The sequence below is a fragment of the Pontixanthobacter rizhaonensis genome (assembly GCF_012972675.1).
Taxonomy (GTDB): domain Bacteria; phylum Pseudomonadota; class Alphaproteobacteria; order Sphingomonadales; family Sphingomonadaceae; genus Pontixanthobacter; species Pontixanthobacter rizhaonensis.
On the sequence record NZ_JABCRE010000002.1, the window covers coordinates 1,238,527 to 1,263,384 of the forward strand.

The 24,858-nt window shown below is 55.6% G+C and carries 24 protein-coding genes; 5 read left to right on the plus strand and 19 right to left on the minus strand.

The window, feature by feature from the left end; genetic code table 11:
• Positions 1 to 3 precede the first annotated feature (3 nt).
• Complete coding sequence (locus HKD42_RS05880; protein WP_170011155.1) at positions 4 to 1,053, minus strand: 2-oxoacid:ferredoxin oxidoreductase subunit beta; 1,050 nt, start codon at positions 1,051 to 1,053, stop codon at positions 4 to 6.
• The gene (locus HKD42_RS05885) at positions 1,050 to 2,900 is read right to left on the minus strand and encodes a 2-oxoacid:acceptor oxidoreductase subunit alpha (RefSeq protein WP_170011157.1); all 1,851 of its coding nucleotides are present in this window, start codon (positions 2,898 to 2,900) and stop codon (positions 1,050 to 1,052) included. Before HKD42_RS05885 ends, HKD42_RS05880 begins: the two co-directional genes overlap by 4 nt.
• A 169-nt stretch (positions 2,901 to 3,069) precedes the next feature.
• Between HKD42_RS05885 and HKD42_RS05890 the strand changes: the two genes are divergently transcribed.
• Positions 3,070 to 3,588 carry an RNA pyrophosphohydrolase gene (locus HKD42_RS05890; RefSeq protein ID WP_425500377.1) on the plus strand — a complete coding sequence of 173 codons (519 nt, stop codon included), beginning with the start codon at positions 3,070 to 3,072 and terminating at the stop codon, positions 3,586 to 3,588.
• Between the two features lie 79 nt (positions 3,589 to 3,667).
• On the opposite strand, the gene HKD42_RS05895 is transcribed toward HKD42_RS05890, so the two are convergent.
• The 6 genes from HKD42_RS05895 to HKD42_RS05920 form a co-directional block, all read right to left on the minus strand.
• Positions 3,668 to 4,171, minus strand: a complete 504-nt coding sequence (locus HKD42_RS05895; RefSeq protein WP_170011159.1) for a tetratricopeptide repeat protein — start codon at positions 4,169 to 4,171, stop codon at positions 3,668 to 3,670.
• A gap of 59 nt (positions 4,172 to 4,230) precedes the next feature.
• A complete protein-coding gene (locus HKD42_RS05900; RefSeq protein WP_170011161.1) occupies positions 4,231 to 5,424 on the minus strand; it encodes an RsmB/NOP family class I SAM-dependent RNA methyltransferase in 1,194 nt (397 codons plus the stop codon).
• Positions 5,421 to 5,678, minus strand: a complete 258-nt coding sequence (locus HKD42_RS05905) for a hypothetical protein (RefSeq protein WP_170011163.1) — start codon at positions 5,676 to 5,678, stop codon at positions 5,421 to 5,423. The genes HKD42_RS05900 and HKD42_RS05905 overlap by 4 nt, the downstream gene beginning before the upstream one ends.
• Before the next feature lie 9 nt (positions 5,679 to 5,687).
• Positions 5,688 to 7,142: an IMP dehydrogenase gene (guaB, locus tag HKD42_RS05910; protein WP_170011165.1), complete on the minus strand. Its 1,455-nt coding sequence runs from the start codon at positions 7,140 to 7,142 to the stop codon at positions 5,688 to 5,690.
• Between the two features lie 213 nt (positions 7,143 to 7,355).
• Positions 7,356 to 8,846, minus strand: a complete 1,491-nt coding sequence (locus tag HKD42_RS13440; RefSeq protein WP_170011167.1) for a M28 family peptidase — start codon at positions 8,844 to 8,846, stop codon at positions 7,356 to 7,358.
• A gap of 19 nt (positions 8,847 to 8,865) precedes the next feature.
• Positions 8,866 to 9,633, minus strand: a complete 768-nt coding sequence (locus HKD42_RS05920) for a 3-hydroxybutyrate dehydrogenase (protein WP_170011169.1) — start codon at positions 9,631 to 9,633, stop codon at positions 8,866 to 8,868.
• 115 nt (positions 9,634 to 9,748) lie between these two features.
• Here HKD42_RS05920 and ypfJ point away from each other — a divergent pair, with 115 nt between their 5' ends.
• Complete coding sequence (gene ypfJ / locus HKD42_RS05925; RefSeq protein ID WP_170011171.1) at positions 9,749 to 10,630, plus strand: KPN_02809 family neutral zinc metallopeptidase; 882 nt, start codon at positions 9,749 to 9,751, stop codon at positions 10,628 to 10,630.
• Between the two features lie 69 nt (positions 10,631 to 10,699).
• Here ypfJ and HKD42_RS05930 read toward each other — a convergent pair whose 3' ends face one another.
• The 3 genes from HKD42_RS05930 to creD form a co-directional block, all read right to left on the minus strand.
• On the minus strand, positions 10,700 to 12,292 hold the full coding sequence (locus HKD42_RS05930; RefSeq protein WP_170011173.1) for a M56 family metallopeptidase: 1,593 nt from the start codon (positions 12,290 to 12,292) through the stop codon (positions 10,700 to 10,702).
• Positions 12,289 to 12,678, minus strand: coding sequence for a BlaI/MecI/CopY family transcriptional regulator (locus HKD42_RS05935; RefSeq protein ID WP_170011175.1), 390 nt, complete (start codon positions 12,676 to 12,678; stop codon positions 12,289 to 12,291). The genes HKD42_RS05930 and HKD42_RS05935 overlap by 4 nt, the downstream gene beginning before the upstream one ends.
• A 174-nt stretch (positions 12,679 to 12,852) precedes the next feature.
• A complete protein-coding gene (gene creD / locus HKD42_RS05940) occupies positions 12,853 to 14,265 on the minus strand; it encodes a cell envelope integrity protein CreD (protein ID WP_170011177.1) in 1,413 nt (470 codons plus the stop codon).
• Positions 14,266 to 14,345: 80 nt separating this feature from the next.
• Here creD and HKD42_RS05945 point away from each other — a divergent pair, with 80 nt between their 5' ends.
• Positions 14,346 to 15,047, plus strand: coding sequence for a peptidylprolyl isomerase (locus tag HKD42_RS05945; RefSeq protein WP_246236761.1), 702 nt, complete (start codon positions 14,346 to 14,348; stop codon positions 15,045 to 15,047).
• Positions 15,048 to 15,117: 70 nt separating this feature from the next.
• Here HKD42_RS05945 and sdhA read toward each other — a convergent pair whose 3' ends face one another.
• Genes sdhA through sdhC form a run of 3 tightly spaced genes read right to left on the minus strand, consistent with a single transcriptional unit; the run spans position 15,118 to position 17,760 of the window.
• Complete coding sequence (sdhA, locus tag HKD42_RS05950) at positions 15,118 to 16,929, minus strand: succinate dehydrogenase flavoprotein subunit (RefSeq protein WP_170011179.1); 1,812 nt, start codon at positions 16,927 to 16,929, stop codon at positions 15,118 to 15,120.
• Positions 16,929 to 17,315 (minus strand): succinate dehydrogenase, hydrophobic membrane anchor protein, encoded by a 387-nt coding sequence (gene sdhD / locus HKD42_RS05955; protein WP_170011181.1) that lies wholly within the window; start codon positions 17,313 to 17,315, stop codon positions 16,929 to 16,931. The genes sdhA and sdhD overlap by 1 nt, the downstream gene beginning before the upstream one ends.
• 10 nt (positions 17,316 to 17,325) lie before the next feature.
• Positions 17,326 to 17,760, minus strand: a complete 435-nt coding sequence (gene sdhC / locus HKD42_RS05960) for a succinate dehydrogenase, cytochrome b556 subunit (protein WP_170011183.1) — start codon at positions 17,758 to 17,760, stop codon at positions 17,326 to 17,328.
• Positions 17,761 to 17,869: 109 nt separating this feature from the next.
• On the opposite strand from sdhC, the gene HKD42_RS05965 reads away from it, so the two are divergent.
• Positions 17,870 to 18,580, plus strand: a complete 711-nt coding sequence (locus HKD42_RS05965) for an SDR family NAD(P)-dependent oxidoreductase (protein WP_170011185.1) — start codon at positions 17,870 to 17,872, stop codon at positions 18,578 to 18,580.
• Entirely contained in the window at positions 18,570 to 19,493 is a 924-nt protein-coding gene (locus HKD42_RS05970; RefSeq protein ID WP_170011187.1) for a 50S ribosomal protein L11 methyltransferase, read from the plus strand. The genes HKD42_RS05965 and HKD42_RS05970 overlap by 11 nt, the downstream gene beginning before the upstream one ends.
• Positions 19,494 to 19,495: 2 nt before the next feature.
• Here the strand turns inward: HKD42_RS05970 and HKD42_RS05975 are convergent, their stop codons facing one another.
• From HKD42_RS05975 to HKD42_RS05995, 5 genes are read right to left on the minus strand one after another with little or no spacing between them, the layout of a single operon-like run.
• On the minus strand, positions 19,496 to 19,987 hold the full coding sequence (locus tag HKD42_RS05975) for a CinA family protein (RefSeq protein ID WP_170011189.1): 492 nt from the start codon (positions 19,985 to 19,987) through the stop codon (positions 19,496 to 19,498).
• Positions 19,987 to 21,165: a sterol desaturase family protein gene (locus HKD42_RS05980; RefSeq protein WP_246236763.1), complete on the minus strand. Its 1,179-nt coding sequence runs from the start codon at positions 21,163 to 21,165 to the stop codon at positions 19,987 to 19,989. Before HKD42_RS05980 ends, HKD42_RS05975 begins: the two co-directional genes overlap by 1 nt.
• Positions 21,162 to 22,319 (minus strand): serine hydrolase, encoded by a 1,158-nt coding sequence (locus HKD42_RS05985; RefSeq protein ID WP_170012154.1) that lies wholly within the window; start codon positions 22,317 to 22,319, stop codon positions 21,162 to 21,164. The genes HKD42_RS05980 and HKD42_RS05985 overlap by 4 nt, the downstream gene beginning before the upstream one ends.
• Complete coding sequence (gene ligA, locus HKD42_RS05990) at positions 22,316 to 24,373, minus strand: NAD-dependent DNA ligase LigA (RefSeq protein ID WP_170011193.1); 2,058 nt, start codon at positions 24,371 to 24,373, stop codon at positions 22,316 to 22,318. The genes HKD42_RS05985 and ligA overlap by 4 nt, the downstream gene beginning before the upstream one ends.
• A complete protein-coding gene (locus HKD42_RS05995; protein WP_170011195.1) occupies positions 24,370 to 24,858 on the minus strand; it encodes a hypothetical protein in 489 nt (162 codons plus the stop codon). Before HKD42_RS05995 ends, ligA begins: the two co-directional genes overlap by 4 nt.

Here is a 24,858-nt window from a genome sequence, read left to right on the forward strand (position 1 = left end):
TTGTTAGTCGGTCGGGTGCCCCTCTGCCGCATCGACCGTCCACGTCTGCCCCTTGGCCAGCAATTTCGCCAGATTGGCTTCCTTGCCAGCGGCTGATTTTGCCCGCTCTTCAACCACGGCAGCTTCAAATGTAGGCGCCGGATCATCGTAAATTACGCCCAGCGCCATCGGGAATGGACCGAATGGCATTTCGATCAGCAAATGAGCAAGACTGCGATTGGTTGCATCGTGGACCAGAACGTCCGCTGCTTCCCAATCGCCATCGACAACATCGACGACTTTCAGAGCTAGGTTTTCCCGATCCAAAGCAATGCCTTTGTCGAAGCCCGTTTTGGGATCGCCGAATAGCATCGGCTTATCATGTTCCAGCCATAGCTGACGGTCGCCTGCACCCTTGGGAGCGGCAAAATCCTCGAACACGTCTTTGTTATAAACGATACAGTTCTGGAAAATCTCAATAAATGCTGCACCTTGATGGCCGTGGGCAGCTTTCAAAACATCGGGCAAATTCTTCGACACATCGAAGCCGCGACCGATAAAGCGGGCCCCCGCGCCCAGTGCGAAACTGCATGGGTTGGCCGGACGATCATAGGAGCCGATCGGGGTGGACGGGCTCTTGGTCCCTTCCCGGCTTGTTGGTGACGCTTGGCCTTTGGTCAGACCGTAAATCTCATTATTGAACAGCATGATCTGCATATTCACATTGCGACGCAGCACATGCATCATGTGGTTGCCGCCGATGGATAGTCCATCGCCATCACCAGTAACCAGCCATACATCCAAATCTGGATTGGCCAGCTTCACGCCGGTCGCAACGGCTGGCGCGCGGCCATGGATAGTGTGGAAGCCATAGCTTTCCATATAATAGGGGAACCGGCTGGAGCAGCCGATGCCGCTGATAAACACTGTATTTTTCGGGTCACAGCCAAGCTGAGGCAGCGTACGCTGGACCGCCTTCAAGATAGCATAATCACCACAACCAGGGCACCAACGGACTTCCTGATCGGTCTCCCAATCTTTGAGCGTGGTTTCAAACTTTACAGGTGCGTTCATGACAAAGCTCCTTCAATCGCGGATTCAAGCTCGGCGATTGTGAATGGCTGCCCGCTTGTTTTGGTCAACGGTTGTGCATTGACCAAGAACTGATCGCGTAAAACGGTTTTAAACTGGCCTGTATTCATCTCAGGCACCAATATTGTATCATAACCCTTCAGCAACTCTCCAAGGTTGCCCGGCAACGGCCAAATATGGCGAACATGGATGTGCGACACATCCAAACCCTTGGCGCGCGCATTGTGCACCGCTCGCTTGATCGGGCCAAAGGTGGACCCCCAGCCGACCAGAGCCAACTTGCCTGATGTCTCGCCCAGGGTCACTTCCTGGTCAGGCACCTCGACACCCAGAACCTTATTAACCCGGGCATCGGTCATCGCCTGGTGGTTGTCTGGCGCATAATCGATGTGACCTGTATCGACAGCTTTCTCAATCCCGCCGATCCGGTGCATCAAACCTTCAGTGCCCGGCTTGATCCAAGGACGCGCGCCCTTCCCATCCCGTTTATAGGGCAGCAATTGCTCGCCGTTCTTCTCTTCCAAAAACTTGGCGGGGAACGGTTCAAAAGTCTCCGGATCAGGCACTTTCCAAGGCTCCGCCGCGTTGGCGATGTAGCCATCTGTCAGCAGCATTACCGGCGTCATATATTGTGTCGCGATGCGGCATGCCTCGATCGCGCATTCAAATGCGTCGCCCGGTGCCGAACAGGATACAACCGGCATCGGCGCATCACCGTTACGGCCATAAATCGCCTGATACAGATCGCTTTGCTCAGTCTTTGTCGGCAGGCCAGTTGATGGTCCGCCGCGCTGGCTGTTGACGATTACCAGCGGAAGCTCAGTCATAATCGCGAGGCCCATCGCCTCACCCTTTAGCGCGATGCCGGGGCCTGAAGATGATGTCACGCCCAACTGCCCCGCATAGGATGCGCCAATCGCAGCACAAATCGCGGCAATCTCATCCTCCGCTTGGAAAGTGGTCACGCCAAACTCTTTCAGCCGTGCCAAATGGTGCAAAATCGCGGAGGCTGGTGTGATAGGATAACCGCCGAAGAACATCGGCAGTTCTGCCAATTGCGCCCCTGCCACCAAACCGAGCGAGATAGCCTCCGCGCCAGTGATGGTACGGTAAAGACCCGGCGCACTTTCCACCGCAGGCATTGACATTTGCTGGATCGGGCCAGCCAATTCTGCCGTTTCACCATAGGCATGGCCCGCATTGAGTGCCGCAATATTGGCATCTGCAATTTCCGGCTTGCTTTTGAATTTGGATTTCAACCAATCTTCAATCGGGGCTCGCTCCCGGTCGAACATCCACAGGGCTAGACCTAGCGTCCACATATTCTTGGAACGCAGGGCATCTTTGTTACCCAGTCCAAACGGCTTCACTGCTTCAATCGTCAGTGCAGAAATATCGAATGCGAGCACATCCCACTTCGCCAGAGTATCATCTTCCAGCGGACTGACATCATACTTTGCTTTGTCGAGGTTCCGCTTGGAAAACTCACCTGTGTCGATAATGACCAAACCGCCAGGCTTGAGCGATGGCAAATTCACTTTTAGCGCCGCCGGGTTCATCGCAACCAGTACGTCTGGCGCATCACCCGCCGTGTTAATCTCGCGGCTGCCGAAGTTGATCTGGAACGCTGACACACCGAATAAAGTGCCCTGCGGTGCGCGGATCTCTGCCGGGAAATCGGGAAAAGTCGCCAGATCATTGCCGGCAAGCGCGGTGGAAAGCGTAAATTGACCGCCGGTCAGCTGCATTCCATCGCCAGAGTCACCAGCAAAACGCACCACAACTGCATCAGGGGTTTCAGTCAAAGTATCTTTGGCCAAGGTAGCCATCAAAATTCCTTCTCGTGCGCCGTCAACTCAGCGCTTCATTACTATACACTGGCACCTATGCACCGCGCACAAATGTCGCAATGAAGTTTTTCTCCTAGAATGGCAAAAAGTCGAGTGGAAAAAAGCGGGAACCCTGTCTAACCCACCTCACGTCCCAATCGGAGAGATTATTTTGCCAGACGATACAGCCCATTCTGCCCCCCTCCCGACAGCATACCGATCCTGCGTCGGCGTGATGTTGGTGAACTCCGACGGGAAAGTCTTTGTCGGCAAGCGCATTGATAGCCGTGAGACCATGGGCACAGAAGATATGTGGTGGCAGATGCCCCAAGGCGGGGTTGATCCGGGCGAAGACCTGGAAGCCGCAGCCTTTCGTGAATTGGCCGAAGAAACCGGCGTTGTGGCGGCAAACGCTGTTATTATTGGGCGAACCTCCGAACCTATCCGGTATGATTTGCCTGAGGAACTGCTCGGCAAATTATGGAAGGGCAAATATCGCGGGCAGGAACAAGTCTGGTTTCTAATGCGCTTCTCCGGAGATGATGCAGATGTCGACCTGAACGCGCATGATCCCGCAGAATTTGACGCATGGCAATGGGTCGATCCCGAACAGCTGCCAGACCTGATCGTACCTTTTAAGAAGAACGTCTACCGCTCTGTTTTGGCAGAGTTTCGGGAACTGGTTTGATGTGGTGGATCTAGGGTTTCGGGTACCCTGTAATACGGCCAAGCCGCAGCCGCTCAGCCGATAACAGCCACAGATATTCTCAATTCTGTGTTACTTGCGCGTTGGGCAAGACTGCCTCCGCACGCAAAACGGGTTGCTCCGGCCCCTGCCGGATCGCCATTGCTAAACGCCGTGTTTCAGTGCAGCCACTGCCGCAGATTGACTGTAGTTTGCTCAAGTTGACGCGCGCTTTTTCGACCGCGCCCTTTTCCACCAAGGCCGCTCCTTCGCCCGAGATAGCGGCCAAATTGCCCGGATCACGCTTGAGTGCCTCACGGTAATAGCGGATTGCTTTTCCTTGCAGACCTTCACGGCGGGCTGCTTCTGCAAGATGTAGGAAGACAGGCGTATAGGCCGGATCCACGGCCAATGCCGCTTCAAATGCATCAATCGCTTTCTGGGGCTGGCCGGAATTCAGCGCCGACTTACCTTCCGCAATCAGCATCGACGCCCGCATATTCGGTTCCGGATCGCGTGCCTGACCAACGCTTGCGGTCATCGCAAGGGCAAGGGAAAGAGCGGCAGCGGCAGGTCCAAAACGCATGATTAACTCCAGAAAGGCAGATTTCTCAGATGTGTGCGACTCTGCCATGACTTAGAGAGTTAACATGGGGAAGTGAGCTGCGCGATGAAAAATCCATCCGTACCGTCATGGAACGGTGTGAGCCGCGTTCCTTGCGCCCCTTCAACGCCGTGGGGGCGGCCAATCGGCAGATCAAGCGGAGTGGCCGTCCAATCTTTATGCCCCATCAAAAACGCGGCAATACGGTCGGAACCTTCTTCGTTCAGTAACGAACACGTCACGTAGATAATCCGGCCACCCGGTTTCACCAGCTGGGCTGCCATGCGAATTAGGTTGGCTTGTGTTTCAGCAAACTTCAGAAGCTCAGCCTTGTCCAAGCGCCAACGCGCTTCTGGATTGCGGCGCCACGTGCCGGTGCCTGAACATGGTGCGTCGACCAAAACGGCATCTGCTTTGCCGCGAAATTCATTAAGGGCGACCAGTTCTTTGCCATGATCCAGCAAGACCCGTTCGATCATGCTCGCTCCAGCTTTTTCTGCACGGGGCCGCAAACGCGATAGGCGGCTCCGATCAGTATCACTGGCAATTAGGGTGCCGCGATTTTCCATTGCTGCGGCGAGCGACAGTGTTTTGCCACCGGCACCCGCGCACATATCAATGATCGTCTCGCCAGGTTGTGCTTTAACCGCCCGGCATGCCCACTGGCTGCCGTGATCCTGAACTTCGATCTGGCCATTTTGAAAGGCTGGCCATTGTTCGACTTGAGTTCCCGAGGGGTACCGCAAACCGTTATCCGCCAACAGTTCTTCGCCCGCCGCTGGCAGTTCCAAATTGTCCCGCGACGCTTTGAGCGCGTTGACCCGCAAATCCAGCGGAGCGCGTTCTAGCAAGGCCTCGGCTTCATTCCCGGAAATCCAAGACTTCCCCAAATGCCGCACAACCCAGGGCGCTGCTACACCCCCGACAGCAGCAGCTTCATTTTTACCAATTGCGGGCGGCCCATAGTTTGAACCGTCGAAGAGATCCGCCAGTTCCGGCTGCACTTCAACCAACCGCAGCATCGCCGCGCGGCCACTGTTTGGTATTGGCCCGCACGCGCGGATCGCACCGTAAATCAGCTCGCGAATAGCCCGGCGATCTTTAGAACCCGCATAGCGGTTGGCACGGGCCCATTCAGACACAACACGGTCTGCCGGTGCGCCTCTGCTACGGGCTTTCTCGATAATAGTATCCAGTATGCCAATGGCGGATTGAACTCTGGCTGCGGGGGTCATTTTTGGTTCTCAAATTCGTTCTTGAGTGCAGCCTCGAACTCTTCGCGGCCAGGGATAGTCATGCAGCGGAATTCATAACGGGCACCGCTTTGCCCCTGCGCAGCCGCGTTCATTTTGGCGACCATCTTCGTGCCAGCCAGTTCGCAGTCTTCAACACTTGTGAACACAATTTCTGGACGCTGTAAATCGATCTCACCCGGTTTGTCTGGATGCCACCCAAGAATGAACAGCATAACTGGGATAATTTCGATCATATCATGTCCTTACCGCGTCGGGTAATTCGGGGCTTCCCGCGTGATTGCAACGTCGTGGACATGGCTTTCGCTCAAGCCCGCGCCAGTGATCCGGACAAACTTCGCCCGCTCGCGCAAATCAGAAAGTGTGGCCGAACCGGTATAGCCCATCGCCGCTTTAATCCCCCCAACAAGCTGGTGGACCACATCTTTCGCAGGGCCCTTATAGGGCACCTGGCCTTCGATGCCTTCTGGAACCAGCTTCAATGCGGAAACGTCCGCTTGGAAATACCGATCTGCGCTGCCGCGCGCCATTGCACCAACACTGCCCATGCCGCGGTAGCTTTTATAGCTACGACCCTGGTACAGGAATGTCTCACCCGGTGCTTCTGCTGTCCCGGCCAGCATCGATCCAATCATGATGCTGGACGCGCCGGCAGCCATCGCTTTCGCGGCATCGCCCGATGTACGCAAACCGCCATCAGCGATAATTGGAACGCCAGCCTTGGCGGCTGCGTTGGCGCTTTCCATAATCGCTGTCAGCTGCGGAACGCCGACACCCGCAACCACCCGCGTGGTGCAAATAGACCCCGGCCCGATGCCGACTTTAACCGCATCAGCACCGGCATCAATCAGCGCACGGGTCGCCTCAGCGGTGGCAACATTGCCAGCAACAACCTGCACAGTGCTCGACAATTTCTTGGCACGCTCAACCGCGCGCGCGACTTCTTTGTTGTGCCCGTGCGCGGTATCGATAATCACCACATCGCATTCGGCATCAATCAATGCTTCGGTACGCTCGAAACCCTTGTCACCCACCGTCGTGGCTGCAGCCACTCGCAAACGGCCTGCTTCATCTTTTGTGGCATGAGGATAATTGACCGCTTTTTCCATATCTTTGACAGTGATCAAGCCGATGCATTTGTAATCACTATCAACCACGATCAATTTTTCGATCCGGCGGTGATGGAGCAACCGGCGTGCATCCTCTTGGCTGGTACCCAGCGGCACCGTAGCCAAGTTTTCTGTCGTCATAAGCTCGCGAATGGGCTGCTTGGGATTTTCAGCAAAGCGCACATCGCGGTTGGTCAAAATACCGACCAGCTTTTCATCCTTGTCAGTCACAGGAATGCCGCTGATCTTGTTCTGATCCATGATCATTTGCGCATCGCCCAATGTGGCATCAGGCGCGATCGTAATCGGATTAACGACCATGCCGCTTTCAAAACGCTTCACCGCGCGCACTGCAGCGCATTGCTGAACGATATCAAGATTGCGGTGCAGCACGCCAATGCCGCCCATTTGCGCCATGACTATCGCCATATCGGCTTCGGTCACAGTATCCATCGCCGCAGATAGTACCGGAATATTGAGCTCAATACCGCGCGTTAGTTTGGTGCGCGTGTCGGCCATGCTTGGCAAAATGTCGCTTTCCGCCGGGCGGAGCAATACATCATCAAAGGTAAGACCGAGAGGGATATCCATATTCGCCGCTTTCTTTCTACGGTTGGCAGCCATCCGGCTTTTGCGCTTCTTTTCCAAATAGGCCCCGAATAAGCAAAAACCACGCGCGGAACGCGGAGCTTTCAGTCACGGAAGGAATCGCACCATTGGCAACAGTGCAGGCCCCTTTACCGACGAATTGCAGCAGTCGCTAGAGGGTGTGGCCAATTATCCTCTTTCGGTTGTGAAAGCGCCCTAAGGCCTGACGGGCGGATGCGAAGCCGTGCTGCCAAAATGCCGGACAAGCTCCAGATGCAGCAACATGTCTTCTGCCGCACCGCCCAGCTCGATCTCATCCATTTCATCGGAAGGCTTGTGGTAACGATCCTTGGTATAATCCCGCAATGGATCCGGACTTGCGAAGGCGCTCGACACCATCAGTGTCGGGACATCCGCTTGCAGCAAGGCCCAGCCGTCTTGACGTTTTACGAATTGTTTGGCGAATTGAGAATTACCAAGCCCGCGCCCCATTTGTGCAGCGATCAACTTCACTTCATCATCAAGCGGCGTCAGCCCCTCCCCCACAATGGCGACGGGCGAGCCTCGTTTCGCAATACCCACGGCATCCAGATTGAAGGCCGCCACAACAGTGTCCAACGGAATGGGCGGATCACGGGTAAAAGCACGGGCGCCCAGCAAGCCCCATTCTTCCGCCGTAGTACCCAGAAAATAAACATCCCGGTCCAATCGGGGGCCCTTGCCTAACTGTTCTGCAATTTCAGTCAGCATCGACAATCCGCTGGCATTATCGACTGCGCCGTTGCAAATTTGATCACCCGTCGCCTCGTCACCGCAGCGCCCGAAATGGTCCCAATGGGCCAGCAGCAGAACAGCCCCGCTATCAGGCTTTTTCCCAGGCAACTTCGCGATCAGATTATGCGTGCGAACCGTACCCGGTATTGATCGGGCTTCTAAACTCGCCGTTTCATCCAATGGATGTGGCCGGAAACCGGGCATTTTTGCCGTGTCGAGCAAGGCATTGAGCCGTGCAAGCCCCAGCATTGAAGCCGCGCCATCCAGCGACATAACGCCGTCTAACACGGATCCTGCAGACTCTTCTGCCAAGCGGTAAGCGCCATTCTTTCTAATATGGACAAGCTCGGCGAACGCCGCCTCGTCAGAGATGATTGCCAATACCCCCGCAGCGCCGTTTTCCAGCAAGGCATCACGCTGGTCATTGCGATCGTTATGATCCCAAATCATCACAGCAATACGGCCAGCCAGTTCAGCGCGGTCCAAACTCGCCCCAAGTTTGCCGACAAAGACCATTGGGGCATCATCAACCAATGCTCGGCTTCCCGAAGTGAACAGTTTAACCTGCGTTTCCGGGATGGTGATGGATTGGCCATCGCGCATGATCCGCACAGATTGTGATTGCGGAGTCATCAGCGATAATTCTACCGGTGCGAACCAAGGGTGCGCAGGATCGTTAGTAGCGGACTGCAATCCCGCAGCCTGCCATACGTCCGCCAAATACCGCAGCGTTTTGCGTTCGCCCTCGCTACCGGGCCGGCGGCCTTCAAACTCGTCGCTTGCGAGCACTGCGATATGCGCGCTTAACCGGCTCTCAATTCTGTCGAGATTATTCGCATCTGCCCGGGACAGACCGTCTGAACCGGCACAGCTACCAAGCCCGATCAGCGCGCACAGGCAAACCGCCAGTCTAATGCCAGTTTTCACAGTCACACGCCCCTGTTATGCCGCGTTACTCGGCGGTCCAACCGCCATCAATGCTCCAATTAGCACCGGTGACGTTGCCCGCCTCTTCGCGGCACAAGAACACTGCCAGAGCACCTATTTCCGCTGGCTGAACGAACTTCTTGGTGGGCTGCTTTGCAAGCAAGACATCATTGATGACTTCATCACGGGTCAGATCACGCGCCGCCATCGTGTCTGGAATTTGCCCCTCGATCAGCGGGGTCCAGACATATCCAGGACTGATACAGTTTGCTGTGACACCGGTTTGCGCCAATTCCAGAGCCACCGTTTTAGTGAACCCGTCAATCCCATGCTTTGATGCATTATAGGCGCTCTTGAATGGAGAAGCCGTTTTTGAATGGGCGCTCGCGGTGTTGATAATCCGCCCCCAGCCTTTTTCCTTCATGGCTGGCACGGCCAGACGGGTCGTATGAAACACCGCCGTGAGGTTCAGCGCGATAATGGCGTGCCACTTATCGACCGGAAATTCGTCCACCGGTGAAACATGCTGCATTCCGGCGTTATTGACCAGAATATCAACCGGGCCAGCCTGGTCCATCAATGCTTCGCAGCCCTCTTGGCTCATCAGGTCAGCGGCAACATGGCGCGCGCCCATCTCTTCACACAAGGACGCAATCAACGCCTCATCACCAAACCCGCTCAGAACCACCTCTGCGCCCTCTTCAGCCATAGCGCGCGCAACCGCCAGTCCGATGCCGGAGGTGGAGCCGGTTACAAGCGCCCGCTTGCCAGACAGTGTGGCGGATGATGGCATTGGGGTCTCCTGAGAAGAATTTACGCAGCAACCTTTGCGCAACCGGATATTTGCGGGCATCATAGCCGCTGTCCAGAATTATATGCGGCATGGCGACTGCAGAGGGGGGAGTTTTATGCGATTAAGGCGCTATAATCCAAACAATATCAATGTTGAATCTACCGGCGCCGGTGGCCGTGGGCGCTTTCCTGGCGGCGGAGGCGGCAAAGTTGGCCTTGGAACGATAATAATCGCTTTGATCGCATATTTTGTATTTGGCGCTGACCCCCAACAGTTTCTTGGCAGCGGGCAAAATAGTGGGAACGGGCAGATGTCGCAATCTGCCGGCAGCCAACTATCGGAAGAGCAGGCCTGCAATCAGAGCGAATACGCGCTGGAGGCGTGCAACGCGCTGTCATCGCTCAATGAAACGTGGGAACCGATATTTGCGGCTAACAATGTGCGGTTTAAAGCGCCGGGCTTGAACCTGTTCCGCGATGGCCGTGTCAATACTGGCGGCTGCGGATCAGCGACCAGTGCCGCCGGGCCGTTTTATTGTCCGGCGGATCAAAAGATCTACATCGACACAAGCTTCTACGACATGATGGCCCAGCGCATGGGCGCCGGCGGCGATTTCGCACGATACTATGTGATCGCGCATGAATACGGACATCACATCCAGACCGTAACCGGCTTGTCAGAACAAATTCGCAGCGCGCAAGCGCAGAACCCAAGGGCGAGTAACCAGCTGCAAGTGCGGATGGAATTACAGGCAGACTGCTATGCCGGAGTATGGGCGAGCAAAAACCGAAACGCGATTGAGCCGGGGGATCTGGAAGAAGGGCTGACGGCAGCTGCTGCGATTGGTGATGACACATTGCAACGCAACGCCGGTCAGCGAATTAATCCGGAAGCCTTTACCCACGGCACCAGCGAACAACGAATGCAATGGCTCCGCACCGGATTGCGGACCGGCGATTCGAACGCATGCGATACGTTTTCAGACCTAAGGGGCTAGAAAATAGAAAGGCGAGCAGCTCAATGCTGCCCGCCTTTCAGGTCTTTCAGAAGGCGGGGACTGTGGGTATCAGCCTTCTGAAGCCCAATTTGCAATTTGTTCGTCCAGGGCTTTGAGGACTTCTGTACGGGTTTCCTCATCAAGTTCTTTATTCGTGGCCAAAGCTGCCCGCGCCTCTTTCAAGCCGGTCAGGGCGCTAGCCATGATTTTGCTTTTGCAAATGCGGATCACACGTTTGCCGTCGGAGTCAGTGGTTTCACCGGCTTCACCTGCATCGGTACACTCCATCGAAATGTTCGTGACGCCTTCATCCCGTAACTCGATGATAGCGACTTCAGCCTCTTTCATCGCTTCTTTGACTTCAACTCTAACGTCGACCAGCTCTTCGCGAAGTTCGCGGAGAAGCTCTTCGCGTTCTTCCGGCGTCATGTTGTCATCCCCTTGGATGTACACGCTCTTCGTGCGGTTGATCACTTTGACCGTCTTCTTGTCGTCACTCTCTTCAGCCGCGGTGTCGACAACGTAAACACGGGTTTCGTTTTCGGGCGCTACAGCGCTGGAAGCAGCGCTTTGCACAGCCAGCGGGGCTGGAGGAGGCGCAGGAGGTGCTGGCGGCGTAGGTGTGCCGCCCATGCTTACCGAAGGCGCAGCGGGCGGAGCCGGAGGAGCCGTTGCCAAAGCTTCGGCATAGCTAACCGATGCAGTCAAGGGCAGCGCCAGAACGGCAGCGCCAAGAAGTACACGGCCGGCAGTCCGGCGGCGCGGTGAAATATCAGACATGGTAAGGCTCCTCAAACGATGGATAATAGATTTTTCGCCGATCACAGGACACGCCATTGGCGCCGCAAGAGCGATATCCGGGCCAGCAGCAAAACTGGCAATAACAGTGGCGTAGGCAGCTTTGTCAGCATCGCCTCGCATAGCGATCACTCTGGCATCACAGGCGGCTTCTTGATCGCGCCGCATCGCACGCCAGCCATACCACCCAAGCGGGTTGAACCAGTGCAGCGCGAACAGTGGTTGCACCAACACATTAGCGAGGAGATCCTGCGCGCGGTGATGCGACAATTCATGCTCAATCGCCAGGTCACGCTCGGTCTTGTCAGTGCATGCCATAAAACCAACCGGCAGCGCGACCACCCGGTCGATCACACCAAATGCGATCGGTGAGTTAGTGTCTGGTGTTTCCACCAGATTGACCCCATCCACCTGGCCAACCGGCCTTGCCTCAAGCAGCAGCTGCGAGCGCATCCTAAAATAGTAGTAGAAACGCACAGCGAGGAACATCAGCACCCCGATCAGCCAAATTCCCATTGCCAGAGCAGCCCAATCCACGGCCGCAAATGGCGTCTCTGCTATTGTCTGATTACCGATCGCGCTGGCGGCAATTCCAGTTAACGCAGTTGGTGCCTCCGAAGCCACTGATGTCACCTCCGGCATGGTCCCGGCGGCAATTAACGGAGCTTCGGCTAAAGCTGCCTCTTCTGGTGCAAGCCATGCTGGTAGAACCACTGGCGGAACCACCAAGCGGACCAGCGGTATCATCCATAACCAATAGGCCACATGGGGGCCAAAATATCGCGCCACCGGTCGGCGAACAAACAGCACCAAAGCAATCAATGCTGCAGTCCAAATGAGTGTATCGACTAGCCAATCGGTCATTTGCGCAGCTCCTTCAACAGAGCTTCCATTTCCGCCAAATCATCATCCGACAACGCCTCGGATTCTGCCAGATAAGCAAATAGCGGTGCTGCCCGCCCTCCAAATAAACGATCGACCAACCGCCGCGACTCTCCGCCGACATAGTCAGCGCGCGCGATCAACGGCGCATATAAAAAACGGCGACCATCAGGGCTGGTAGAAATCGCTTTCTTTGCAACCAATCGTGACAATAAGGTTTTTACGGTGGCAAGGCTCCACTGGCGCTTCTCACAAACGCTGTCGCAAACCTCTGAAGCTGTGATCGGGTTGCGCTGCCAAAGCGCTTCCATGACCGCGAGTTCCGCCTCACTAATCCGGTCTGGTTGTTCAGATTTTGACGATGTCATGTGATCCACCCTCTCATTCGATTACATCTGTAGCCATGACGACTACGGATGTAAACATGAAGACTGGATGAATGGCAGATACCGTTCGCCGGATGACGTTTAACAGCCGTCTCAAACGCAATTCGGGCGGAGAAGCACGCTCCCCCGCCCGAATATTCTCAAGTCCTAGCCGCTTTAGCTGTCAGCAGCGGCCGCTTCTGTTTCATCCTGCGAACCGGTGAGCCCGGACCATTGGATGTTGCGGGTTGCATACATCAGCACCGCAAGCGCTACGAACAGCAGTACCGAACCGATCATCAGCGACCATGCTTCAAGGCTAAGCAGAACATATAGCGTCGCATATAGGCCGGTCAGCATCCCGCCGATCATCCATGCGCGCCGCCATCCCCCAAGTACCGCCGCACTGTAGGACGTAAGCAAACCGATGATCGCAAAGCTGGCAACGATATAGGCCCATGTGAAGCCGATCACTTCCGAGAATGCGAGCAGCATCACAAAGAACAGCACCAGACCCACGCCAGTCAGCAAATATTCTGCCGCTGCAACTCGTGCGCCTGCAACCACATCAAACATGAAGAAACATACGAAGGTAAAGCCGATAAACAGGAAGCCATACTTCACCGACCGATCAACCTGGCTGTAGAGATCAACGGGTTCAATCAAGCGGATCGAAGCGAATTTGGTTTGCGAATTATCGGCGGCAACCGATGCATAATATTCTGCATCACGCCCACTGCCGTCCTCAATAATAGGAGCAGGCGCATCGCTCAAATTCACCAACGCCTCGCCCAAAGCCAAATTGGTTATGCCTTCGTAATTGGCGGTGAACCCTTCTTCGGAAACCTCCGGATTGTCCGGCAGAAAGCTGCCTTTGAAGCTTGGGTGCTGCCACGGGGATGTTACTTTCCATTCCGTCTCACCGCCACGTGGTACAAGCGAAATCGAGCGGCTACCGCGCAAACCATACTTCCAGTTTACGGCCAGTTCTCCACTGCCGTCCCAATTTACAGCAGTGGAGAACCCTGAGCCATTGGTGCTGGCAGGCCCGTTTCCAGGATGCAATTCCTGTACGTCTCCGGCGACCGTAACAGTCGTGCCATCGGTCAGTCCTCTCGGGTCGGACACCCCGAAACGAAGCTCTGCCTGATCAAATAGCAGCTTGTCACGGCCCACACCGCTCCGGTCCAGATCAGTGGGCAGGACAAAGCTTGCAAGACCGCTGAGATCGGATTGATAGATGACCGAGCGATAGATCGAATATTGCTTCACGTCCGGCGCTAAATCGGTCTTTATGCTTTGCTTGAGCGGAGACAGGAACATCTCGCGCCGGACGGTGACAGAGCGTGTCACTTGTTTGCCATCGACGGTTTCTGTTTGAACCGACTGGTCCTCGTAAGGGATGACCAAAACTGGACCGGTAACGGTTTGCGCCCCGCCCCAACCGGCGGTGATAGACTGCTGCGCGGTGCGGGATTGGTTTTCCCTATCACCCACCAACGCATACACCATCAACAACGGTATCAGCAGCACTACACCGATAATTGCTGCTAGAAACAGCTTCACGCCAGGACTTCGATCACGCTTCATTTTTACCTCCCACAATACGATAAACCGTGCATTGAGAGCGACGAACTGAACACTTTGTGAATGGCAGCCGGAACAATCACATGACGCTGGAAAATAGCGCCAAAGATTGGCACCATTGCCATATGATTACAGTGCTAAAGCAAATTGTATCCCTATTCGTTCTGGTCATCGCACCAATTTCGTTGGCCGCACAACCGGTTTCGGAACCCGTCGAAAGCCCTGCGCAATACAGCGTTACCAATGTTGTTTTGGAAACATCGCTCGGCGATCTTGTTATTGCGTTGGAAACCGAACGAGCACCGATTACGGCCAATAACTTCCTGCGCTATGTTGATGAGGGCCGCCTAGATGGCACCGTGTTTTACCGCCGGATGGAATTGGATTGGGGAACGCAGCCCAATGGGCTAATCCAAGGGGGCACGCAATTCGATCCTGATCGTATACTGCTTCCCATACCCCATGAACGTACGACCGATACCGGTGTGCTGCATCTGCGGGGCGCACTGTCGATGGCGCGCAACGAGCCTGGGACAGCAACCGGTGACTTTTCCATCATGCTGCAAGACGCACCCGGAATGAATGCCAACCCCGACAGCCCTGATCCCCTGTGGCAAGAGGGCTATGCCGCATTTGGCTACGTCACCAGCGGCATGGACATAGTCGAGGCCATCCACGCCGCACCCACAGATCCTGACAAGGGAGAGGGTTGGATGAAAGGCCAGATGTTGGCAGAACCGGTGATGATTATGAAAGCCCGGAGAGCGGACACCCCGCCGGACTAATCAGTCACCAGCACACATAACACAGATACAATCGCAGTTTTGATGGCCGAGCCTGAAGCCCGGCCAAAAATCAATAAACCCGCTTTTTCGGTTTGATATATTCCGCATCATCAGTGAGCGTATATTCATGAACCGGGCGATAATCGATTTTCACTTCGCCGCCAGTGCCGCCCCAGCCGTTAAACCAGGCTGCGGTGTGCTTCATCCATTTCTTATCATCACGCTCAGGGAAGTCTTCATGCGCGTGGGCGCCGCGACTTTCCTTGCGGTTTTCAGCAGACGCCATTGTCACGCTGGCTTGCGCGATCAAATTGTCGAGCTCCAGCGTTTCGATCAAATCGCTGTTCCAGATGAGTGAACGGTCAGAAACCTTGATATCCGACATCTTCTTATAAGTGTCTGCAAGCTGCTTGACGCCTTCTGCCATCAACGCGCTGTCACGGAAAACGGCGGCGTGTTTCTGCATCGTCTTTTGCATATCGCTACGCAGTTCAGCAGTTGGTGTACCGCCATCCGCATGGCGGAAGTGGTCAAGACGGCCAAGTGACAAATCAGCGCTGTCTTTCGGCAGTTCTGGCTGCGCTTTGCCTGCTTCGGTGATTTCCTTGAGGCGGTGACCGGTTGCCCGGCCAAATACGACCAGATCAATCAGAGAGTTAGAACCAAGGCGGTTCGCCCCATGCACGGACACACACGCTGCTTCACCAACGGCAAACAAGCCGGGTACAACTGTGTCAGGATTGCCATCCTTGCCAATGGTCACAACTTCGCCGTGGTAGTTACACGGAATGCCGCCCATATTGTAGTGAACCGTTGGGGTCACTGGCAAAGGCTGGCGCGTCAGATCGACGCCGGCAAAGATTTTGCCGCTCTCTGTGATACCCGGCAGCCGCTCTGCCAATACCGATTCTTCGATGTGATCGAGATGGAGATAAATATGATCGCCATCATCGCCAACACCGCGTCCCTCGCGCATTTCCAGCGCCATTGAACGCGATACAACGTCGCGCGACGCCAGATCTTTGGCAGAAGGTGCATAACGTTCCATGAAACGCTCACCTTCGGAATTGGTCAGATAACCGCCTTCACCCCTTGCACCTTCTGTAATCAGCACACCTGCGCCGTAGATACCGGTCGGGTGGAACTGGACGAATTCCATGTCCTGCAATGGCAAGCCAGCGCGCAGCACCATACCGCCGCCATCACCTGTACATGTGTGCGCAGATGTCGCGGTGAAATAACACCGTCCATACCCACCAGTAGCCAGCACAACATTTTGCGCGCGGAACCGGTGAATGGAACCATCATCCAAACACATAGCGATAACGCCAACGCACTTGCCGTCATTCATAATCAGGTCGAGCGCAAAATACTCGATGAAGAAATCCGCATCATATTTCAGGCTCTGCTGATACAGCGCGTGGAGCATGGCGTGGCCAGTACGGTCCGCAGCTGCACAGGTCCGTTGGACCGGCGGGCCTTCACCCATATTCTGCATGTGGCCGCCAAATGGCCGCTGATAAATTGTTCCATCCTCATTCCGCGAAAACGGAACACCAGCATGTTCAAGTTCGTAAACAGCAGCCGGAGCTTCACGCGCGAGATATTCGATCGCGTCTTGATCGCCCAGCCAGTCGGCACCTTTGACGGTGTCATACATATGCCACGACCAGTGATCCGGCGTGTTGTTACCGAGCGAGGCAGCAATGCCGCCTTGCGCTGCAACTGTGTGCGACCGGGTCGGGAAAACCTTGGAAATATTTGCTGTCTTGAGCCCCGCTTCAGCGCTGCCCATTGTGGCGCGCAAGCCGGAGCCGCCAGCACCAACGACCACAACGTCATATAGGTGATCGATGATCTTATAAGCTGGTACATCAGCCATTATGCGGCTCCTCCAAGAGCAAGTCGAGCGACGCAGAAAATGCCAAATGCACCGCCGCCAATAGTAGATAGATTAAGCAAAGCGAGAGCGCCGAACTTGTTCCCCGCCTCATGCACGTAATCCTCGATCAGAACTTGCAGACCAAGCCGTGCGTGCCAGAATACGCAGATAATCAGCAGCACCATCGCGGTTGCAGGAACCGGCTTCGCCAGATGCGCGCTGACTGTTTCATACGATAGGTTCGGCAGCAAAATGAAAGTTGTCATTAGCCACAACATCAGCACGACATTGCCGATCGCGGTAAACCGCTGGATCAACCAGTGATGCGCCCCTTCGTGAGCAGACCCCAGCCCGCGTACTTTCCCGATGGAGGTTCCGTTACCCATGTTCAAATCCTTAAAGATACAGCACTGCCGCCCAGAAGGCGGCAGTCAGTAAAATAGCGATAATCGGGCTCGCGATCGACCAGACCTTATTCGCGTCCAATTCGTAACCGGCACCGATATCCAAAACAAAGTGCCGCATACCGGAACAGAAATGGGTGAAGAACGCCCATGACAAACCGATCACAACCAGCTTCAATATGATTTTGATAATCGAATACAGGATATCAATCCCTGCAAAACTCAACGCGCCCAGATCAGCCCAAACCCAGCTCTGAAATGTCGCATATGCCTCTGGCCCGCTCGCCAAAGCGCCAAGCCACCACAGCAGCATGGCAAGGCCGGCAATAGCCATCCCGTCGCCCGATACGCGGTGCAATATGGAAACCAGCATATGCGGTCCCCATTTCCAAATCGACAAATGTGGTGAAAGCGGCCTGTTGGTCATAAAAATATCCGGCAAAGTCCCCAGTTGAACGCACTCCCATAGCGCAATGCGTCTGCGAAACAAGGCACTGGCGCTCGACATTGGCTGCAAATTTGCGGATAGGCGTTGCATGACATGCATCCTCCTGACTGGATCAAGCCGAGGTATTGGCGCCGCTATCCATAGCCAACTTGAACAGCGCGGTGTTTCCGTAATTGGTCATGCGACGAAACCGCATGGCGGAACACACATTGCTGCAGATTTTTCTGACCCGGCTGCACCGCGCCAATTGTGGGATGCTGCGCTGCAAATGTCTGGCGGCACAATCGATGTTCTCATCAACAATGCCGGCCTATTCGAAGCATCGCAGTTAAATCAGCCGGATGAGGATTGGTCGACCGATTGGCGGCGAGCTCTTGATATCAACCTGACTGCCGCCGCCGAATTATCCCGCCAGGCGGTGCTTCATTGGCAAGACAAAGGCATTCCCGGCCGAATTGTCCACATCGCCAGCCGTGCCGGGCATCGCGGAGACAGTCCCGCACATTGGCACTACGCCGCGGCCAAAGGCGGAATGCTGGCGATGCACAAGACCATTGCCCGCGCCTATGCCAAGGAACGGATTTGCAGTTATGCCATCACTCCGGGCTTCACTGACACGGCCATGGCCGGTGACTATCTTGAAAGCCGAGGCGGCGCAGGGCTGCTTGCAGATATCCCCTTAGGCCGTGTGGCAGAGCCGGAAGAGATAGCGAATATTGCCGTTTATTGCGCGCTTGATGCACCCGAAAGCCTAACCGGCGCCACACTCGACGCGAACGGAGCTAGCTATGTCCGCTAAAGATGCCGACAGCTGGAAGATCATAGCCTTCGCCCCAAAAAAGGTGGTCCAAGCCGTTCTGCTCGCACATGATAATGCGTGGGATTGGGATCCCGAAATTGTTCTTTCGGGCAGCGAAATCGCCGAGGACACACCGGATGAATGGCAGTTGGAGGCCTGGCTGCCGCGCAACCCAACCGACGCCGACATGGCTGCCATTGCCGCGCTATTTTCCGCCTCGCCACCAAAATTGATATCAGAAAAGCTGGAGCAACAAGATTGGCTGACACTTAGTCAACAAGGTGTTGAACCGATCAGCGCAGGCAAGTTTTTGGTCCACACGCCAGATCATCCGGCCAGCAATAAGGCCGGGGTCAGAAGCTTTGCGATACCGGCCAGCCAAGCCTTCGGCACAGGGCAGCACGAAACAACTGCCGGATGTTTGGCGATGCTGACACTGATGAAACAAACCGGAATTCAGGCGCGAAACGTTGCAGATATCGGGACCGGCACTGGATTGTTGGCCTTCGCCGCGCTTGATCTATGGCCGCGAGCCCTCGCCACCGCGAGTGATATCGATGCAGTCTGTACTGGCGTGGTAGAAGATAATTGTGCCGCCAATGGATTTAATCTGGGCCATCGTCCGGGTGAGCTGACCATGATCATCGCGGACGGAATGGATGATCCCTTGCTGCAAGCGCGCGGGCCGTATGACCTTCTGATTGCCAATATTTTGGCCGGGCCACTGGTCGAACTGGCGCCTGATTTCGCGAGGGCCGTTCCACCGGGAGGAAGCGTGGTTTTGGCGGGCTTGCTCACTGAACAAGAACCCAAAGTTCGCCGCGCTTATCGCAAAGCCGGTTTCCGCTTAGCCAAGCGCCTGATCAATGGTGATTGGTCGATATTGTGGCTGCGCAAGCGAAGCCAAACCTAGACCTAAACCGACTTTAGCGTTTTTTCCAAATGCGCCAATGCCGCGCGAGTAAACGCTTCCATATTTCCAATCCGGTCATCCCGGCCTGTTTCCGTCACCTGTACCCAATCGCCATCGGGGCCGACTATCGCGGCGCAGCTGGTCCCTCCCGGCGCGCCGGTGGGATGAGTACTGCCCCCTACTGAACCGCTTTCGGCAATGCCCCAATCAGCATGGAAATTATCGCGGATCGATCGCGCTTGCAGCAGCGCATATTCCGGACTGGCGCCGCGCATTCCTTTATACGCCTCACGCGGCTGATCGAACAGCACGTCGCGGGCACGGAATGAATATACCGTCCCGCCCCCGACAAAGAAATCCAGCGCGCCTGGTACCGTCAGCAACGATGCCGCAATCAAGCCGCCGGTCGCGCCATCTGCCACTGCGATTTTCTCGCCCCGTGCCCGCAATAACTCAGCAATACGCAGCGCTTGGGGATGAAGCTCGGTCAGCATCAATCGGTCTTTTCGCCGGTGCGCGTCAACGGATAGAGGAACTGCTTACTATATCCCTTTGGCACATCCTCTGGAATGCCGTAATCTTTCGGCCAGCGATCCTCCGGCAAATGGAAGGTCCCGAACATCTTGTCGATAAACGGGAAATGGATTGCGAAATTCACGTCAAAAGCTTCACGTTCCAATCCGTGATGCCAGTGGTGGAAGCGCGGCGTCGCAACCCAGTGCCCCAACCGATTGAAATTGCCGCCCACATTGGCGTGTAGCAATGACGAGTAGATATACACGAAGCCGATATAAGCTTGCATCACAGACGCATCAAAACCGAGGGTGAACAGCGGCAGGGATGTGATTGTTCGCAGCAGGATAACCTCGACAATATGCATCCGCGATCCGGCCAGCCAATCCATGCTCTTGGCGCTATGGTGGACCGCGTGGAAACCCCACAGGAACGGCACCTGATGGAACAGCCGGTGATACCAATATTGCGCCATGTCAGAAATGAACACCGCGATCACAAATTGCAGCAACCACGGCATACTCGCCACGAATGCGCGGAACGCATCCCAATTGCTGGTATTGGCGTTGATAATCTCTGACGGTGACAGCGTGATAAAGGCCAGCACTTGGACAAACATCGTGCTGACCAGAAAATAGAACAAGTCTTCGCGCCATTCATTGCGGAACAAGCGTTGTTCGCGGCGATGCGGACGGAACCGTTCCAGCGGCGCGAACATAAAACCCGTGACCAGCAGGTTGACGATAAAGAAATCCAACCCGAAGAATATGCCCCAGCTCTGCGTTTCTTCCGCTCGAACGGCAGATCCGCCAATCAACGCTGCACCAAGACCAATCACCAATGCGACCAACCCCAGCGCTTTGCGCGGCCTCAGCAGCAAGCTGAGCAAGGACAAAGCATAGCTGCCGAGCAGGATGACATGGAGAACGGTACGAAAACCGCTCCAATCCTTAATCACCGCAAGTTCAGGTGTCGCGAACCAATCAGGAAAGCGCAAGGCGACAACCATAATCAGGCCAGCCGCCGCCAGCAAAATGGCGAAGAAACCGGAAAGCCAACCGCTGCCGAAACGGCGCACTTGCGCCGGTGACTCAAGATCACGCATGAATTGGCGCAGAAGCGGCAGCGCCTTTTCGTCGAGCTTTTCCTCCAGTTTCAAAGCGTATCCTCTGTTGGTTTTGGAAGCATTTGCTCAGGAACGCCCTGCCCCTTCGCCCGATAGTGATATGCGACAGTAGCGGTGACAATCCTGTGCATCAATTCCATCCGCTCTGGTACCGGCGTTGCCGTCCTACCGATCAGCACAACAATAGCATAACGATGCCCGTCTGGCGCTGTCAGTATCCCCACATCATTATAGCCTGTCTGGTCGCCGATTACGCCGGGCGGGACGATATCCAGCACTTGCCCTGTTCCCGTCTTGTGCCCGATCGACCAGCCCGAAGGTACCCCCCCTTTCAGTCTGTTTGGACCGCTTTTCACATCATCAAGCAGGCCCAGCATCAACGCCGTTGTTTCAGGCTGCAACAGCTCTCCCTTGGCCAATTTGGCCAGTGCCAGCGCAATCGCATTCGGGGTTGCCCCATCGACCGGGTCCGCAACATATTCATCAAATATCACTTTGCGCTGCGCAGCGGGGACAGCTTTTCGTGCTTCGAAAAACCGCTTACCAATGGAAAAGGAAGGATCCCATTCCAGCCCCGCAAGCGCGCTTTGCATCTCACGTTCTCCGGGGCCGAATTTGATCCCGTCCAGCCCGGCGCTGATCAAACTATTGCGTACACCGGGCGGGCCACCGACGCGCTTCAGCAGCATGTCGTTCGCGGTGTTATCGCTCTCGGTAATCGCCCTGCGCAGCAAATCTGCATAGTTGGTATGAAATGCCCCGCGCGCGAGAACGATCTTGCGGATCGGTTGGTGAAAGACGGTAAGATCGCTGCGAAACACCGATACGCTTTCATTCAGGTCCAGCTCGCCTGTATCCACTCTTTGCAACGCGGCGAGCGCCACCCATAATTTACTCAGGCTTTGCTGGGGAAGCAGACGTTCTCCGTTATAGTGGATGAGCCGGTCACGCTCCACATCACGCACCGCTAGGCCAATCACTCCGTCAAACGCGGCCGCGTTGGATTTCAGTTGTGCATCAAGTGCAACCTGTTCTGCTGGCAATGCTGGAACAGCAACGGGGCTTTCAGTTGCCTCTCCCTGCGGTTGCGCAGCCGTAATATCGTCTTCGCCAGATGTGCCACATGCAGCAAGTGCGATGCAGGATAAAGCGCATAGCGCCTTGGCCAATGCAGCGCGGAATATCATCCCGCCGCTTTCACGATATCTGCCCACGCCGCTTCATCAATCACTTCGATACCCAGATCAGCCGCCTTTTTCAGCTTACTACCTGCGCCCGGCCCTGCGACCAGCAAATCGGTTTTTGCGCTGACGGAGCCTGATGCCTTCGCCCCCAGCCGTTCTGCCTGTGCTTTCGCCTCGTCCCGGCTCATCGTTTCCAATTTGCCAGTGAACACCACCACTTTGCCGGCTACCGGGCTGTCCAACGTCTCAACCTCATAAAGCGGCGGACTGACTTCGTTCAGCAAATCTTCCCAAACCGCCACATTGTGCTCTTCATGGAAAAAATCGCCTAGCGCCTCTGCAACCGCTCCGCCGATACCGTCGATAGCCGTGATTTCGGACTCGCTGCCATCGCCAGCATTGCGTGCTGTTTCCGCTGCCATGCGGACAGCCGGCAGGGTATGAAATGTCTTGAGCAACTCGCGTGCTGTAACCGCGCCGACATGGCGGATACCCAGTCCGAATAACAGCCGTGCTGCATCGGGCGCGCGTTTATTTTCGATGGAATCCATCAGCTTCTCAACCGACCTTTCCTGCCATCCTTCCAGCGCAAGAATAGCGTCTTTGCGGGTATGCAGCCGGAAGATGTCAGCGGGGCTTTCCAGCCAGCCAAGCGCAAAGAACTGATCAATGGTTTTCTCGCCCAATCCATCAATATCCAGCGCGCCGCGGCTGACGAAATGCTTTAGCCTTTCCGTGCGCTGCGCCGGGCAGATTAACCCGCCTGTGCACCGTATATCAACTTCACCTTCCTCAGCGACAGCTTCGCTATCACATTCGGGGCACCGATCTGGAAACTGGTACGCGTCCCGCTGTGCATCAAGTGTCAAATTCTCGACAACTTGCGGGATGACATCCCCAGCGCGTTGCACCTTCACTCGGTCACCGGGCCGAACGCCCAGACGCGCGATTTCGTCCCGGTTGTGCAAGGTCACATTGGTCACGGTAACGCCGCCCACCAGCACCGGCGCGAGCCGCCCGACCGGCGTCAACTTGCCCGTGCGCCCAACTTGGATGTCGATGCTTTCCAATGTTGTTTCGGCCTGTTCAGCAGGGAATTTCCGCGCGATGGCCCAACGCGGAAACTTGGTCACAAAACCCAGCCGCTTTTGCCAATCCAGCCGATCGACTTTGAACACGACCCCGTCAATTTCATAAGGCAAATCCGGCCGCGCAGTGTTGATCTGCTGATAATGCGCCAACATCTCAGCCAGTGTTTCGCAGCGCGTGAACAACGGGGATACCGGCACGTCCCACGTCTCTAACTGGCGCACAACATCTGCTTGCGTTTCGCCGGGGATGGCCGAGGCATCACCCCACCCATGTGCCCAGAACTTCAACGGGCGTTTTGCAGTGACGCTCGCATCCTTCTGGCGTAGCGATCCGGCGGCTGCGTTTCTGGGGTTCGCGAACAGCTTCCCGTCCGCCTTTTGCTGCGCAGCATTGAGTGCAGCAAAATCAGCGCGAGACATATATACTTCGCCCCGAATTTCGAACACATCGGGCGCACCTTCCGGCAGTTGCTGGGGTATATCCGGAATATATGCGACGTTGGTCGTCACGTCTTCCCCCACTTGCCCATCGCCGCGTGTTGCCGCGCGAACCAGTTTGCCATTTTCATAGCGGAGCGAACAGGACAGCCCGTCAATTTTGTCCTCTGCGGTGAAGGCAATTGGCTCACCATCAGGCAATGCCAAAAAGCGGCGAACACGTGCAGCAAATTCTGCAACTTCCTCGTCGCTAAACGCATTGTCGAGGCTCATCATGCGAACCTCATGCGTTACCTTGCTCAATGGCGATGCCGCGACCGCATGACCGACTTTCTGGCTCGGGCTGTCTGGCCGGACCAAATGCGGAAACGCTTCCTCCAGCTCACGATTGCGGCGGATCAGCGCATCATATTCCTGATCCGAAATCTGCGGCGCATCCTTGGCGTGATACAGCTCATCATGCTTCGCAATCTGGCGAGCAAGGCGCATCAGTTCATTGGCGGCATCGGCTTCCGAAGGCTCGGTCATCTTGGCGCCACTTTGGCGACCATCCAGGCTTCGTCAGACTTCTCGGCCCAAATCCAGACCGACTTCTCGATCGTATGTCCAAATGATAGTCCGGTGATCGCCGTGCAACGCCGGCTCAAACATCGGATTTCAGCCAGATCAATCAATACGGCGAATTGCTGGTCAATGTAGTCGGGAGAACAAGAATATCGACCTTTTATGATCACTCCAAGATCGGAAAACCGCTCAATATAGTCTTGGGTCGGTTGTCCGTAGGCATATGCCAGACAGACGAAATCGAGCTTCTCACCAAACCTGTCCTGGGTTTGCTTTATGCGATGCCGGAACATGGCTTCGACAGCGTCTGGATCAGCACTCTCTAAAGGCCACTCTCCGAACTCGATAATCGCCGCCGGCGGCATGGTGATCGCCTCAGACGATTGCGCCACCCTAGGTAGCAACAATCCGAAAATCGCGAGCAAAAGCGCCGCTACTCTGGTGGACAT

What these genes read in the sequence shown, in the direction of transcription:
- HKD42_RS05880 (WP_170011155.1), bottom strand. Translation starts at nt 1,053, where the DNA reads ATGAACGCACCTGTAAAGTTTGAAACCACGCTCAAAGATTGGGAGACC.
- HKD42_RS05885 (WP_170011157.1), bottom strand. Translation starts at nt 2,900, where the DNA reads ATGGCTACCTTGGCCAAAGATACTTTGACTGAAACCCCTGATGCAGTT.
- HKD42_RS05895 (WP_170011159.1), bottom strand. Translation starts at nt 4,171, where the DNA reads ATGCGTTTTGGACCTGCCGCTGCCGCTCTTTCCCTTGCCCTTGCGATG.
- HKD42_RS05900 (WP_170011161.1), bottom strand. Translation starts at nt 5,424, where the DNA reads ATGACCCCCGCAGCCAGAGTTCAATCCGCCATTGGCATACTGGATACT.
- HKD42_RS05905 (WP_170011163.1), bottom strand. Translation starts at nt 5,678, where the DNA reads ATGATCGAAATTATCCCAGTTATGCTGTTCATTCTTGGGTGGCATCCA.
- guaB (WP_170011165.1), bottom strand. Translation starts at nt 7,142, where the DNA reads ATGGATATCCCTCTCGGTCTTACCTTTGATGATGTATTGCTCCGCCCG.
- HKD42_RS05920 (WP_170011169.1), bottom strand. Translation starts at nt 9,633, where the DNA reads ATGCCATCATCCGCCACACTGTCTGGCAAGCGGGCGCTTGTAACCGGC.
- ypfJ (WP_170011171.1), top strand. Translation starts at nt 9,749, where the DNA reads ATGCGATTAAGGCGCTATAATCCAAACAATATCAATGTTGAATCTACC.
- HKD42_RS05930 (WP_170011173.1), bottom strand. Translation starts at nt 12,292, where the DNA reads ATGACCGATTGGCTAGTCGATACACTCATTTGGACTGCAGCATTGATT.
- HKD42_RS05935 (WP_170011175.1), bottom strand. Translation starts at nt 12,678, where the DNA reads ATGACATCGTCAAAATCTGAACAACCAGACCGGATTAGTGAGGCGGAA.
- creD (WP_170011177.1), bottom strand. Translation starts at nt 14,265, where the DNA reads ATGAAGCGTGATCGAAGTCCTGGCGTGAAGCTGTTTCTAGCAGCAATT.
- HKD42_RS05945 (WP_246236761.1), top strand. Translation starts at nt 14,346, where the DNA reads ATGACGCTGGAAAATAGCGCCAAAGATTGGCACCATTGCCATATGATT.
- sdhA (WP_170011179.1), bottom strand. Translation starts at nt 16,929, where the DNA reads ATGGCTGATGTACCAGCTTATAAGATCATCGATCACCTATATGACGTT.
- sdhD (WP_170011181.1), bottom strand. Translation starts at nt 17,315, where the DNA reads ATGGGTAACGGAACCTCCATCGGGAAAGTACGCGGGCTGGGGTCTGCT.
- sdhC (WP_170011183.1), bottom strand. Translation starts at nt 17,760, where the DNA reads ATGACCAACAGGCCGCTTTCACCACATTTGTCGATTTGGAAATGGGGA.
- HKD42_RS05965 (WP_170011185.1), top strand. Translation starts at nt 17,870, where the DNA reads ATGACATGCATCCTCCTGACTGGATCAAGCCGAGGTATTGGCGCCGCT.
- HKD42_RS05970 (WP_170011187.1), top strand. Translation starts at nt 18,570, where the DNA reads ATGTCCGCTAAAGATGCCGACAGCTGGAAGATCATAGCCTTCGCCCCA.
- HKD42_RS05975 (WP_170011189.1), bottom strand. Translation starts at nt 19,987, where the DNA reads ATGCTGACCGAGCTTCATCCCCAAGCGCTGCGTATTGCTGAGTTATTG.
- HKD42_RS05985 (WP_170012154.1), bottom strand. Translation starts at nt 22,319, where the DNA reads ATGATATTCCGCGCTGCATTGGCCAAGGCGCTATGCGCTTTATCCTGC.
- ligA (WP_170011193.1), bottom strand. Translation starts at nt 24,373, where the DNA reads ATGACCGAGCCTTCGGAAGCCGATGCCGCCAATGAACTGATGCGCCTT.
- HKD42_RS05995 (WP_170011195.1), bottom strand. Translation starts at nt 24,858, where the DNA reads ATGTCCACCAGAGTAGCGGCGCTTTTGCTCGCGATTTTCGGATTGTTG.